We start from the raw sequence: 12057 nt of genomic DNA, 5'->3' as shown, positions 1-12057 counted from the left end.
GCCCCATGGACCGAATGCGGGAGGCGGTGGACGACCCGTCGTTCCGTCCTGCCCGCACCGGGGAGCCCGCTCGGCCCGTGGCTCCCGGCACGCCCGAAGAGGAGACACGATGACCGACGCCCTCGAGCTCGACGCGCTGTGGGACGAGTTCCACCGCGTGGTGAACATGACGTCCCAGGAGCTCGCGGCGTGGCTCCGGGTCCAGGACGCCCTCGAGGACGCCGAGGCCCCGCCCGAGCACGCGGGCACACCCACCGGAGAGCACGTCCTCGGGATCCTCCAGAAACGCCGTACCGACCTGACCGAGGACGACATCAGCGTGATGTACGAGGTGGTGGACACCGTCACCGAGCAGCCGGACGAGGAGCAGGACCGCGCGGCCGACGACGAGCGTCGCCGCCACCGGCTGATGACGCTGGGCCACGACCCGCTCAAACCGCCTCAGTAGGGCGTACCCACGAGCGACGGACGGCGAGGTGCACCATGGGCGACCGGCAGCGACGCGTGATCACGGAACTCGTCAGCTCGTACGGCCGTACGTACGCCGAGGAAGCGGGTATCACTCTGCGGAACACCCCGCAGCCGCTGTACCGCACGCTCGTACTGGCCTGTCTGCTCAGCGCGCGCATCCGCGCCTCCGTGGCCGTCGCGACCAGCCGTGCCCTGTACGACGCGGGGCTGCGCGACCCCCGCCGCATGGCAGACGCGTCCTGGCAGGAGCGGGTCGACGCGCTGGGCGCCGGCGGCTACCGGCGTTACGACGAGCGGACGGCCACCCAACTCGGGGACGGGGCCCGGCTTCTGACGGAGCGCTGGGGAGGTGATGTGCGGCGTATGCGTGACGAGTCCGGCGGTGACCTCGACCGGCTGCGCGGCCTGCTGCGGGAGGTACCCGGCATCGGACCCGCAGGGGCGGACATCTTCCTGCGCGAGGCCCAGCGCGTCTGGCCGGAGGCGGCACCGTACGTCGACGCCAAGGCCCTGTCGGGGGCACACCGGCTGAGGCTCCCGGAGGACCCGGGCCGGCTGGCCGAACTCTCCGGCGACACCGAACCGGCCGTGCTCGCGGCCGCGTTGGTCCGCGCGGCGCTGGACAAGCGGGTGGCCGAGGAGATCCTCGGCAGCGCGCGGTGACGATGGCAGACTGCGCGCGGATCGCGTACGACGAGTTGAGCGGACGAGCGCCGCGTGGCCGACTGCCGACTGCCGACTGCCGACTGCCGACGAATCCTTGCATGGCGACGAACCGGTACCGCTGTACGCCGGAGTTGCCCGCAAGCCCTGAACGCGCCCCCGCCGCCGCAGCGCCCGCGCCCATGAAGTCCCCTCTCAGCCACCGGAGTCGGTGGTCCGCACGAAGAGACAGAACGGGTGGCCCGCTGGATCGAGCAGGACCCGTACGTCGTCCTGCGGCTGGAACTCGGCCGCAGTCGCCCCCAGCGCCGTGGCGCGGGCGACGGCCGCGGGCAGGTCGTCGACCTCGATGTCCAGATGGACCATCATCTGCTGGGCGTCGGGGGCGGAGGGCCAGCGCGGCCGGACGAACCGCGGCTCCGTCTGGAACGACAGGCCGGGCCCGCCCTCCGGCGGAGCGAGCATCACCCAGTCGGGCTCGTCCGCCCGTACCCGCCAGCCGAGCAGCTCCCGGTAGAACGCCGCCAGCTCACGGGCGTCGGGCGCGTCGAGCACGGACGCGGACAGCGTGAAACGCGGTGGAGTCTCCATCCGGTCACGCTAGCGGCCCGGACCCCGACTACGGAACGTGACGCTTCAGCGGGCGGGGCCTGCTCCTCCCCACTTACGTTGGGCGGGCAAGCACCCCCCACCCAAGGAGAAGTCATGGTCGACAAGGGCGGTATGGACAAGATGAAGGGCAAGGCCAAGGAGATGACCGGCAAGGCCACCGGCGACCACGAGCGCGAGGTCGAGGGCAAGCTCGACCAGGCGCGCGGCGAGGCCAAGAAGGTCCGGGGGAAGGTCCAGGAGCGAGCCCAGGAGACCGGCCGCTCCATGAAGAACGACCGCCACTGACACCACCGGTGGGGAGGCTCCCGCGAAGCCCGCGGTGAATGCCTCCCCACCGGGCGGGCGAAGCGGACTTCCCCACCGGGCCGGTGGGAAAGTGCGCTTCGCCGGCCCGGCAGTCGTCTCGCCTGGGCGAGCCCAAGGTGCCGGTGTTCCGTCCTCGTGACGAACACCGGCTCCCGTTCTGTCAGGCGGCCGGCGCCGGGGACGTGTCGGCCTCGGCCAGCAGCGTGATGAGGGTCGCGCGGGCGCGGGCCACTCGGGAGCGGACGGTTCCGACGGGGCAGCCGCTGATCTCGGCCGCCTCCGCGTAGGGCAGCCCCGTCAACTGGGTGAGGACGAATGCCTCACGGCGTTCGTCGGGCAGTGCGGCGAGCAGGTCGAGGAGTGCGATGCCGTCCTCGAAGCCGGGCAGGCCACGCGGCTGCACGCGCTCGGCGGTCGGCCGCCAGTCCGGCAGGTCGGCGGGCCGCGGCCGGGTGGCGGCGTACCGAAGGCTGTCGATCACGGCGCGGCGCGCGATGGACAACAGCCAGGCGCGCGCCGAGGAACGGCCCTCGAACCGGTGCAGGCTGCCGAGCGCGCGCAGGAACGTGTCCTGGGCGAGGTCGTCGGCCGCCTGGGGGTCCGCGGACAGATGGGCGACGTATCGCACGACGTCACGGTGCAGGGCGCGGACGAAGCGGTCGACGGCGTCCGGGTCGCCACCGCGGGCGGCCAGCGCCCAGGCGGTTATCGACTCGTCGACCGATGCCGTTCGCCGGCCGGCCTCGCGCGCGGCGGGCAGGGCAGGAGTGATCACCTGGAGTCCTTCTCGGTCATCCGGGTCCGCACCGACCGGAGCCCTCGCCGGGACGCGGTGGCGCGTCGGCGTCGTGGCGGGAGGGCGGTGGGCGCGGTGGTCCGGCGCGGGGGTGCGGCCGTACGCAGAGGTACGGCCGAAGCCCGAGGCGCGCGGGGCGGCACCTCGGGGAACCGGCTGTCTCAGATGACAGCGGTCCCCACGGGCGGACCCCGGGAGGTGATCGCGTGGGCCAGAAGGAGCCGCCGCGGCACCCGCCTCGCGTGACCACGGCGTACGCGGATGCGCGGACGGTGCGGCGGTGTGGGCAGGGCGAGCAGCAGTCGCAGGGGTGCCACCAGCCGGCCGGCCACGGCCCGCAGAATGCGGAAGACGGCGCGCTCGCCGTGCGCGAGCCAGAGGCCGCACAGCAGCGCGGCCAACAGGTGGGCGGCGAGCATGCCGACCGAGGACAGGCCGAACACGGACAGGGCGCCCATGTCGTGTGCCGGATGAGTCGTGGGGCCTGCGCCCATGTGCCCCATATCCATGGCATCCATCGACTCCGCGTGCCCGGAACTCATGTGCATGGCGCCCAGGGGACCGGCGCCCCTGTCATGGCCCATGGTGCCCGTCGACATGGAGCCCATGCCGGCCGAGCCCGAGCCCTGAGTCCCGCCGGAGGACAGCGACTGCGCGAGCGAGAACGCCGTGTGGAGCAGCCCTTGGGCGACGACCACCACGGAGACGATCAGCGCCGGTCCGCGCTCCCTGCCGGTCAGCGACCAGCCGGCGCCACCAGTCACCACGGCTCCCCCGGCCATCGCCCACCAGGGCACCGTGGAGCCGGACATCATGGCGTGCCCGAGGGCGGCGAGCAGCACACAGACGACCGCGAACACCGCGGACCGAAGCGTGCGAGAACCCCACCCAGCAGTCATGACGGGCCTCATCCTCGCATCCGGAGCTCGGGCGTCATGGTCGGGTACGGAAATCGACCTGTGCGTCGCTCAATCCGGAAGGCGTGATCCGCAACAACCGTCAGAAGATGCCCTGTCCCGGCACCAGAACTCCGCGCGGGTCGTACGTGTTTCTCGCAGTGGCCAGCCGTCGCCAGGTGGGGCCGAAATGCTCGCGCCAGTCAGCCCGGTCGAAGGGGATGGAGCCGACCGGGTACTGGGTGCCCCCGGCCGCGTGGACGGTGTCGTAAGCCGTGCGGTTGGCGGCAAGGAGACGGTTGACGGTCACCGTGTCGTCGGGCGGGGTGGTGCGCAGGACGGCCAAGAGGTACGGCACCGGGTCGTCGGGAGTGCGCAGCAGCGGAGTGTGGAGCCGCTCGCGCAGCAGCGGGTAGACAAGGACGACGCCTGAGCCGAGATCGGCCGGGGTGAGGTCGTCCAGCACGGTTGTGACGAGCGCCTCTGCCGAACGCCCCGGCAGCAACAGGTTGAGCCAGGGGTGGGCGTGCGACCAGAGTCCCGCCTCCTTCAGCGCGGCGATGCCGGGGGCGAGCCGGTCGAGGAAGTCGTAGTAGGCGAGGTCCGACGTCTGAACCCCGGACGGGGTGTGCCGCAGCCCCCGCAACAGTGCGCTGTCGTCAGGGGCGGGACCGACGGGTGGTCCATAGGCGACGGCTTCCAGGAGGTAGCCACGGAAGTCCCCGTTGGTGTCCGCGGTGACCTGGCCCTCGACATAGGCGAATCGGCCTTCCCGCACGAGCAGTCGCTGGTCGTCGAGGAAGGTCCGCAGGTCGTCGTACGGCAGCAGGTAGTGGCGCACGGTCTCGGGGGCGCGGACCAGACGCAGGGTGGCGCCGACGATGATGCCGCACTGGCCGAGTCCGGCGAGTACGGCGAGGAACAGGTCACGGTGGCGGACCGGGGAGCAGGTGACGAACTCTCCTGCACCGGTGACGACTTGGAGTTCGGTGACGTTGTCGACCTGGGCGCCGTGCCGGTGGGTCTGGCCGCCGAGACCGCCGACCGACAGCGTGCCGCCGACGGAGAGTTCGAGGTAGTCGGTGAAGGTCGGGGGTGTGAGTCCGCGGGCCGAGGTGGCCTTGGCCACGTCGCTCCACTTGGCACCCGCCCCGACGGTGACCGTCGTACTCCGGGGTCCGACAGAACCAATGGCGTCGAGCGGTGTGGTCTCGATGACCAGGCCGCCGTCGACCTGTGCCTGGCCACGGGTGGCGTGGCCCTGACCGCGTGGGGCGCACGGCAGCCCGTGTGCGTTGCAGAAGCGGACCATCGCGACGACATCCCTGACGGAACCCGGCCGCAGAACCGCGGCCGGACGCCGATGGACGATGTGACCGAAGTCGTCGGCGGCAGCGTTGAGCGACGCCTCGTCCGTATGCACAGTCCCGTCCAGCGGCGGGAGTTCGGTCAGCGGGCGGTCGGACGCGCCGACCGCCCAACTGCGCGTGAAGGGGTCCAGCCCGATCACCGCGGCACCGGTGGCCACGAGGCCGTGCAGTGCGGTACGTCGCGATGGCGTCCGGGGCATGCGCGCCTCCTGGGGCGGGGCCGAATGGAGCGGGCAACGGCCGTCAATACTAGGGCCTGTCCGGCGGAGCAGGTCGGCTACGGACGATAGTGCCCGCGCCCCGGCACGATCAGCCGGACCGGGCCCTGTGCCGGCGGGATCGCGGGCAGCTCCCCGCGGAGCCCGGGCCCGACGACAAGGGTGAACCGGTCTGCCCTGGGTTCACGTTCCGGGCCGTACGACACACTTCACGAATCCGGCGGGTTTCTTGGCGAGTCGGCGGAATCCCGCGTCGAGGTCGTCCAGTGGGGCCTCGTGGGTCAGCAGCGGCTCCAGGGTCAGCCGCCGGTCGGACATCAATTGCAGTCCCTCACGCAGTGCTTGGAGCTGTCGGTGGCGCTGCGGGGTGAAGCCGTTGACGATGGTGACGCCCCGGTACCAGAGCTCGATGTCCAGGGCGCGGGGACCGTGGTGGTGGTAGCCGGCGATGCACAACACGCCGTGTTCCGCAGTGAGTTCACCGGCCCGCTGCAGACCACCGGCCGATCCCGTGAGCTCGACGACTATGTCGAAGGAGCCGGGTTCGGCATCGGAGGGCGCGCACCCTGCGTGCGCGCCGAGACCGGTGGCGAGGGCACGGGCCTCGGGTCGCCGGTCGACGCCCACGAGATGAACCGGTGCGGCGGCCGCGGCCACTTGGACGGCGATCAGCCCCATGAAGCCCAGCCCGACGACAGCGACCCGCCGCCCCGGAGTCAGGCCGCATCTCGACAGCGCCTCGACCACGCAGGCCACCGGCTCGCCAAGGACGGTGTCGGCGCTCAGGTTGGGGGGAAGCGGGACCAAATCCCTGGCCGGGACGTGAACGGCCTCGGCGAGGGCCCCTGTTGCGAAGCCGGTGACGTATTCACCGACGGTCCATCCGTGGACCCCGGGGCCGATCGCGCTGATCTCACCGGACAGTTCGTGTCCCAGGCGGAGGGGCGTGCCTCCGTCGTGTCCCGTCCAGGCGGGCAGTTCGGAGGTGCACAGACCGCTCAGTACCGTACGTACGACGACTTCGCCGGGGCGCGGCGGGGTGTCGGGGGCCTCGACGGACTCGCTCGTGCGGGCGGAGATCACTTGGGACCAGCGCATGTCAGTGGCCTCCGTTCAGTGCCAGGGTCAGGGCTCCGCGCGCCGGCGGGGCGGTGAGCAGATGCGGTGCGGTCCCCGGCAACGCGTCGGCGAGACGGTCGGTGACAGCGGTCCAAAGACGCGGCCGGCCGGTGATGACGCCGCCGGCGAGGACGACCGTGTCGGTGCGGGCACCGCGCTCGGCCAGGCGTATCACCAGGTCGGCCAGAGCGCGGCCGCCCTGTGCGATGACGTCGCGAGCCAGGGCCGAGCCTTCGTCCGCCGCGTTGAAGACCGCGTGGGTGTGGCGCCCCCAGGTCTCCACGCCGCCGTCCCAGCTCATCGCGGCGGCCAGCGCCGGGAGGTCCGCCGCGCCGTAGGAGCTGAGCAGTGCCTTCGTCAGAGGGTCAGCGGAGAGGTCAGTGCCGGTGTCGGCGTGGGTGAGAAGCGCGCGTGCGGCCTCGCGCACCAGAGCGGAGCCCGACCCCTCGTCACCCAGGACCCACCCCCAGCCTCCCGCGGACAGCCGGACGCCGGTGTCGCGATGCCGCCCGACAGCGATGGAGCCGGTCCCCGCGACGACTCCGATGCCGTGCTCGAACCCGGCTGCCGGGACGAGGAGTTCGGCGTCGTTGACGACGGTCACCGGGATGCCGCCCAGCGCGGTGCGCAGGGCTCCGGCGAGAAGTGCGCACTGCGCGGTGGTCTCGCAACCGTGGGCGCCGACGGCGACGCGGACGAACTCCGCGTCGTCGGCGATGGTGCTCAGCCGGGCGATGAGCCAGTCCGCCGCCCGGTGGAGGTCGCGGGTCTGCCAGTCGGTGCTCGGGAGGGTGACATCCTCGGTCACCGTGTGAGTGACGGCGTCGGCGAGGAGGATGTGGGTTTTCGTGCCGCCGATGTCGATGCCTGCGAAGACGGTCGTCATGCCCCGCGCTCCTCGGTCTCGGTGTTGCCCGTGCGGTTCTTGAACGGGGTCGGGGTCATCCGACGGGCTCCTCGCTCTTCGTGTCGGCGTGGTGGAAGACGAAGTCCTCGATGTCCACGCCACGTGCCTGGGCCAGCGCGCCCGCGAGGCGCTGCACGACGATCGTCTGCAGGACCGTGCGGACCGGTGGGGAGAGGTGACCGGGGATCGGGGCGACGTGGAGCAGGCCGGCGCCGGTGAGGGGTGCGCCGGTGAGGGCGAGGGTGGGGTGGCCCGCCTCGGCCAGCGTGCGGGCGAGGTCGAGTTCGCGGCCGTCCCCGACCGTGACGTGCAGGGTCCGGCCGGCCGACTCCATGGCGCCGTGCAGGTAGTTGCGGGTGGCCAGGGCGGTGGCGGGCACCCGGCAGACCTCGCGCAGCAGCAGCGCTCCGGCTTCCGTGACGCTGCGTGCGGCCCCGGAGGCGACCAGGTCCGCGGCGACCGTGTCGGCGGCTCGTACGGCGAACTCGTCGACCGTGGTGGCGATCGCCCGCTCCTGTTCCTCCAACAGCCCTGCGATGCCCGCCCATTCGGCGGTGATCTCTGCCGGCTGCCGGCCGGTGAGGGCTCGGGCGATCATCGTCAGCGCGATGAGTGTGCCCGTGTAGCCGACGGTGGAGGCGTAGCTGTCGGGTTCGCTGCCGAGGTCGATACGGTGCGCCGCACTCTCGGCGAGCGGCGAGGAGGCCGCGTTGACCAGGGCGGCGCGGTGTTCGCGTGCGACCTGGACGAGCGCGTCGAGTGTCTCGGTGCTGCGGCCGGACTGCGACACCCCGATGACGAGGTCCGCGTCGGCGAAGACCGCCTCGGGCACGAGGTCACCGGCGAGTACGCGGCGGGCGGGCAGACCGTGCTCCTCCAGCAGTCGTACGGGCAGCGCGAGCGCGGCATGGCTCGCGCCGATGCCCGTGAAGACGGGACGCCGAGCCGTCAACACGCGGCTTGTCACGTCGAGTTGAGCGGCAACGCGGGACACGATCCGTTCCAGGGCGGCGGGTTGTGCCGCTCGGCCCTGGGAGTACGGAATGGTCCCTTCGGGAGCTGCGGGCACGGGAGTTCCTTTCATGGGGGCGCCCCGATGTCGGCGCCGGGTTGCGACTGCGGGTGGCGTCAAGCGCTCGACGGGCGGCACAAGGCCTGCTTGGCGTACGAGACCTGCGGCTCGCGCTATGAGACGTACGCAGGGATGGAGGTGGGCGGAAGCGGACATCCGCCCAGCCGGCACACGGGCACCTGGCGCCGGGGCGCCGGGACGGTGGTCAGCCCGCTGCGCCGGCCTTTCCCGTTCGCACGTCGTAGGAGGACGTCGCCTCAGGCCGACCCGCCCCGCGCGAACGACGTCCGCAGCCGGTACCGGTCACCCCGATAGGTGATGGTTGTGATCAGCACGACCCGCCCCTTGGCGTCCGTCATCGCCGACTCCATGACCAGCACCGGATCACCGGGAGCCATGTCCAGGTGCGGAGCGAGGTCGGCGGGACAGCCGCGCGACTCGACCATCGACTCGGCGTTGACGGGTTCGGATCCGGTCGCGGTCAGCTCGTCCAGCATGGATGCGTGGGCGAAGTCGACCTGCCCCAGGCCGGGGGCCAGGTTCAGCGGGACCCGCGAGGAGTCGACGCCGATGGGCAGCCCGTCGAGCATCCGGACCCGGTCCAGCCGGAAGAGTTCCGTCCCCGCGGCCACCCCGAACTCGTCGCCCTCGTCGAGCGAGGCCGGGCTGACGTCTGCGCTCAGCACCAGCGAGGAGGGCGTCAGGCCCTTGCGGCGCGCGGTCTCGCTGAACGACTCCAGGAAGTTGGGCCATTCCCGGTCGGTGCCGCCGTGTTCCGCGACGTACCAGCCGCGTCCGTGCGAGGACCTGAGCACCCCCTTCTCGACCAGCTCACGCAGGGCGCGCCGCAACGTGACGCGGCTGATGCCCAGTTGACCGCAGAGCTCACGCTCGGCGGGAAGGCGACGTCCGGCCGGGAGCGAACCGTCCTTGACCCGCTGCTCGATCGCCGCGACGGCCTGGACCCACAGGGGTTCGTGATGGTCCGCGGCGATGGGCGCCAAGGTGTCCTCAGGCGTCGTGTTCACCGTGTCCTGACCTTCCCTTTTTCCTGCAGCTTTGCCTGCGGTGTCGAATTCGCGTGGGTTCCGGTCCGTTGTTCGGTTCCGGTCCATTGTTCCATTCGGGCGCCCCGTTTCATCCGGCCAGTCGGTCGAAGGCCGCATCGAGTTCCTTGTCGGTACGCCGGCGCCCGGGATCGCCGTCGAACCAGTCGACGATGCCGACGGCGCCCCGGCGGAAGGGCGTGCCCGGCGTGAACTGCGGGAGCAGCCGGTGGAGTTTGCTGTTGTCGTAGATGAGGGAATGCCGGAAGTCCTCCGTGAGTACGGTCCCCATCCAGGGGATCTCGCGGCCGATGTCCTCGCTGGAGCGGTGCACGAGCAGCGGTTCGACGCCGGCGGCGCGGGCCAGCGCCGTGTGGATGCCGTCCCAGGTGAGGAGCTCGTCCGAGGTGATGTGCAGGGATTCGCCGGTGAGCCGGTCGTCGCCGAGCAGCCGGGTCAGGGCGTGGGCGAAATCGCGGGCGTGCATCAGGTTCCACAGCGAGGTGCCGTCGCCGTGCACGACGGTGGGCAGCCCGCGTCGCCAGCGGTCGATGGCCGTCCAGCCCGCGAGGAGCGGCACCACCGTCTCGTCGTAGACGTGCGCGGGCCGGACGATCACCGCGGGGAATCCGTCCCGGTGGTAGGCGCGTTCGAGGGCGTCCTCGCACTCCAGCTTCAGCCGCGGGTAGTCGAAGTCCGCGGCGCGGCGGGCGGAGGACTCGTCCACGGGGAGGCGGGGCGCGGGACGGGCGTAGACCGAGCCGGTGGAGATGAAGACGTACTGCCCTGTCCTGCCGGTGAAGCGGGCGACATCGGCGGCGACGTCGTCGGGGTGGTAGCCGATGAAGTTGACGACGACGTCGAAGTGCTCGGTCTCGGCGAGCGCGGCGTCCATCGCGGCGGCGTCGTGGACGTCCGCCTGCAGGTGCCTGACCTGAGGCGGGACGGGTCGGCGCGTGTCACCGCCCCGCGTGACGATCGTCAACTCGATGTCCTGCCCGGCGAGGTCGGACACGCAGGCGGCGCTGAGGACGCCGGTGCCGCCGAGGAAGAGGACGCGCATCGTGGAACTCACCGCTTTCCGCGGGCCAGGCCGCGCCCGACCAGATGTGCGTAACTGCGGCCGAGGAGTTCGTACATGTCGTGGTGGGAGCGGTCCATTTCCACGATGTTCCAGCGCACGGCCGGGTTGGCGCGGGCGGCGGCCTCCACATCCACGACTCCTTCGCCGAAGGGCACCATGTGGTCGTCCATGCCGCGCGCCGGCCCGTCCTTGAGGTGGACGGAGAGGAGACGCTCGCCGAGCGACGCGGCGAGTGCGGCCGGATCTACGCCCCCGGTGTGGGCCCAGTAGGTGTCGAGCTGGAGGAGCACTGCGGGGTCGAGCGCGTCGAGCAGGATGTCGTACGCGGTGCGGCCGTCGAAGACGTTGCGGAACTCCGCGAAGTGGTTGTGGTAGGCGAGGGTCATGCCGCGTACGGCGGCGTTCGCGGCGGCGCGGTTGATGCGCTCGGCGCCGCGATGGAGGGCGTCGAGAGTCGTGAACTCCTCGGGCTCCAGGCTCCATACGAGAGTGCCGGCGCCCAACGCCTCGTAGGTGTCGAGGATGTCGTCGGCGTCCTCGCCCACGGGGAAGGGGGCGTGGGCGCTGCACAGGACCAGACCCAGGGCGTCCAACTCGGCGCGTACGCGGGCGGGTTGGTGTCCGTACAGGCTGATCGTCTCGACCGCCGGATAGCCGAGTGCCGCGACCTTGGCCAGGACGCCCAGCAGGTCGTGGGCCGCCTCGCTGTGCAGCGACCACAGTTGCGCCGCGATCACGGGCGGCGGGGACGTGGTCATGCGCGGTCTCCGATCGTGCGCCCGTTGCCCAGCGGCCAGCGGGTGGACCAGCTGTCCACGCTGTCCACGTCGTCGAGCCCGGCGGCCCAGAGTGCGGCCTGTCGCACCAGCTGCCGGAAGCCGGGGCTGCCCCAGGCGCGCGGGTCGTGGCCGAGTGCGCTGTAGCAGACCCGGCCCGCGCCGTGCTCGCGCACGTAGACGAGCGGTTCGGGGTAGCCGTCGGGCCGTTCACGGTCGGCGAGGACCTGTACGTCGTCGGCGTACTCCAGGACGTAGTACTCGTCGTCGATGGCGAAGTCGTCCAGGTGGCGGGTGACGGGGTGGTCGGCGCGGATCCGGACGTCGAAGCGGCCTTCGGAGCCGGAGTCGCCGTGGGAGAGGTACCGGGACCCGATGAGTTCGTACGCCGTGCGGTCCGCGTCGAGGCCGCCCTCGCCGAAGCCGAAGAGGTTGCTGGCGTGCAGCACGACGAGCCCCTTCCCGGCGGCCACCAGGTCGGCCAGTGCCTTCTGCTGGCGCGGCTCGAAGACGGTCGACGAGCGGTACAGGACGTACACGTCGGCTTCCGCGGTGGCGGGCATCGGGTCGGTGAAGCGGTCGAGGCCGACGGCGCGCGCCGTGGACAGTCCGGCTTCGGTGACGATCTCCTGGAGCGCCAGGGCGGCGCCGATGAGGTCGTGGTGGAGGTCGGTTCCTTCCACCACCACCAGCGCCGAGGCGGAGCCTCGCAGTTTCATCC

Annotated in this window: 14 protein-coding genes; 3 read left to right on the top strand and 11 right to left on the bottom strand. The window is 71.8% G+C overall.

Annotated features, from left to right (window positions below; translation table 11 throughout):
- Positions 1 to 109: 109 nt before the first annotated feature.
- Complete coding sequence (locus ACFWM2_RS02660; protein ID WP_383272213.1) at positions 110 to 448, top strand: DUF3140 domain-containing protein; 339 nt, start codon at positions 110 to 112, stop codon at positions 446 to 448.
- Between the two features lie 35 nt (positions 449 to 483).
- A complete protein-coding gene (locus ACFWM2_RS02655) occupies positions 484 to 1134 on the top strand; it encodes an endonuclease (RefSeq protein WP_383272211.1) in 651 nt (216 codons plus the stop codon).
- Between the two features lie 195 nt (positions 1135 to 1329).
- Here ACFWM2_RS02655 and ACFWM2_RS02650 read toward each other — a convergent pair whose 3' ends face one another.
- Entirely contained in the window at positions 1330 to 1725 is a 396-nt protein-coding gene (locus ACFWM2_RS02650; protein WP_383272209.1) for a VOC family protein, read from the bottom strand.
- A gap of 114 nt (positions 1726 to 1839) precedes the next feature.
- On the opposite strand from ACFWM2_RS02650, the gene ACFWM2_RS02645 reads away from it, so the two are divergent.
- Positions 1840 to 2031 carry a CsbD family protein gene (locus ACFWM2_RS02645; RefSeq protein WP_383272207.1) on the top strand — a complete coding sequence of 64 codons (192 nt, stop codon included), beginning with the start codon at positions 1840 to 1842 and terminating at the stop codon, positions 2029 to 2031.
- A 181-nt stretch (positions 2032 to 2212) separates the two neighbouring features.
- Here ACFWM2_RS02645 and ACFWM2_RS02640 read toward each other — a convergent pair whose 3' ends face one another.
- From ACFWM2_RS02640 to ACFWM2_RS02595, 10 genes are all read right to left on the bottom strand, one after another.
- Positions 2213 to 2827, bottom strand: a complete 615-nt coding sequence (locus ACFWM2_RS02640; RefSeq protein WP_383272205.1) for a sigma-70 family RNA polymerase sigma factor — start codon at positions 2825 to 2827, stop codon at positions 2213 to 2215.
- 182 nt (positions 2828 to 3009) lie between these two features.
- Complete coding sequence (locus ACFWM2_RS02635; RefSeq protein WP_383272203.1) at positions 3010 to 3747, bottom strand: hypothetical protein; 738 nt, start codon at positions 3745 to 3747, stop codon at positions 3010 to 3012.
- A gap of 100 nt (positions 3748 to 3847) precedes the next feature.
- Positions 3848 to 5314, bottom strand: coding sequence for an FAD-binding protein (locus ACFWM2_RS02630; protein WP_383272201.1), 1467 nt, complete (start codon positions 5312 to 5314; stop codon positions 3848 to 3850).
- A gap of 201 nt (positions 5315 to 5515) precedes the next feature.
- Positions 5516 to 6430: an alcohol dehydrogenase catalytic domain-containing protein gene (locus tag ACFWM2_RS02625; RefSeq protein WP_383272199.1), complete on the bottom strand. Its 915-nt coding sequence runs from the start codon at positions 6428 to 6430 to the stop codon at positions 5516 to 5518.
- A gap of 1 nt (position 6431) precedes the next feature.
- The gene (locus ACFWM2_RS02620; RefSeq protein WP_383272197.1) at positions 6432 to 7337 is read right to left on the bottom strand and encodes an N-acetylglucosamine kinase; all 906 of its coding nucleotides are present in this window, start codon (positions 7335 to 7337) and stop codon (positions 6432 to 6434) included.
- Positions 7338 to 7392: 55 nt separating this feature from the next.
- A complete protein-coding gene (locus tag ACFWM2_RS02615) occupies positions 7393 to 8427 on the bottom strand; it encodes an SIS domain-containing protein (RefSeq protein WP_383272195.1) in 1035 nt (344 codons plus the stop codon).
- Positions 8428 to 8687: 260 nt separating this feature from the next.
- Entirely contained in the window at positions 8688 to 9458 is a 771-nt protein-coding gene (locus ACFWM2_RS02610; protein WP_383272193.1) for a GntR family transcriptional regulator, read from the bottom strand.
- 109 nt (positions 9459 to 9567) lie between these two features.
- Positions 9568 to 10551 carry an NAD-dependent epimerase/dehydratase family protein gene (locus tag ACFWM2_RS02605; RefSeq protein WP_383272191.1) on the bottom strand — a complete coding sequence of 328 codons (984 nt, stop codon included), beginning with the start codon at positions 10549 to 10551 and terminating at the stop codon, positions 9568 to 9570.
- The gene (locus tag ACFWM2_RS02600) at positions 10548 to 11318 is read right to left on the bottom strand and encodes a sugar phosphate isomerase/epimerase family protein (protein ID WP_383272189.1); all 771 of its coding nucleotides are present in this window, start codon (positions 11316 to 11318) and stop codon (positions 10548 to 10550) included. Before ACFWM2_RS02600 ends, ACFWM2_RS02605 begins: the two co-directional genes overlap by 4 nt.
- The gene (locus ACFWM2_RS02595) at positions 11315 to 12055 is read right to left on the bottom strand and encodes a ThuA domain-containing protein (protein ID WP_383272187.1); all 741 of its coding nucleotides are present in this window, start codon (positions 12053 to 12055) and stop codon (positions 11315 to 11317) included. The genes ACFWM2_RS02600 and ACFWM2_RS02595 overlap by 4 nt, the downstream gene beginning before the upstream one ends.
- Between the last annotated feature and the right edge of the window lie 2 nt (positions 12056 to 12057).

It is taken from the genome of Streptomyces sp. NPDC058371, from assembly GCF_042723265.1.
Lineage (GTDB): Bacteria > Actinomycetota > Actinomycetes > Streptomycetales > Streptomycetaceae > Streptomyces.
The sequence above is the reverse complement of the archived record's forward strand: the minus strand, read 5'-3'. Positions and strand labels throughout refer to the sequence as shown.

Excerpts from the sequence above, each read along its gene's own strand:
- ACFWM2_RS02660 (WP_383272213.1), top strand. The coding sequence starts at position 110 with ATGACCGACGCCCTCGAGCTCGACGCGCTGTGGGACGAGTTCCACCGC.
- ACFWM2_RS02655 (WP_383272211.1), top strand. The coding sequence starts at position 484 with ATGGGCGACCGGCAGCGACGCGTGATCACGGAACTCGTCAGCTCGTAC.
- ACFWM2_RS02650 (WP_383272209.1), bottom strand. The coding sequence starts at position 1,725 with ATGGAGACTCCACCGCGTTTCACGCTGTCCGCGTCCGTGCTCGACGCG.
- ACFWM2_RS02645 (WP_383272207.1), top strand. The coding sequence starts at position 1,840 with ATGGTCGACAAGGGCGGTATGGACAAGATGAAGGGCAAGGCCAAGGAG.
- ACFWM2_RS02635 (WP_383272203.1), bottom strand. The coding sequence starts at position 3,747 with ATGACTGCTGGGTGGGGTTCTCGCACGCTTCGGTCCGCGGTGTTCGCG.
- ACFWM2_RS02630 (WP_383272201.1), bottom strand. The coding sequence starts at position 5,314 with ATGCCCCGGACGCCATCGCGACGTACCGCACTGCACGGCCTCGTGGCC.
- ACFWM2_RS02625 (WP_383272199.1), bottom strand. The coding sequence starts at position 6,430 with ATGCGCTGGTCCCAAGTGATCTCCGCCCGCACGAGCGAGTCCGTCGAG.
- ACFWM2_RS02620 (WP_383272197.1), bottom strand. The coding sequence starts at position 7,337 with ATGACGACCGTCTTCGCAGGCATCGACATCGGCGGCACGAAAACCCAC.
- ACFWM2_RS02600 (WP_383272189.1), bottom strand. The coding sequence starts at position 11,318 with ATGACCACGTCCCCGCCGCCCGTGATCGCGGCGCAACTGTGGTCGCTG.
- ACFWM2_RS02595 (WP_383272187.1), bottom strand. The coding sequence starts at position 12,055 with ATGAAACTGCGAGGCTCCGCCTCGGCGCTGGTGGTGGTGGAAGGAACC.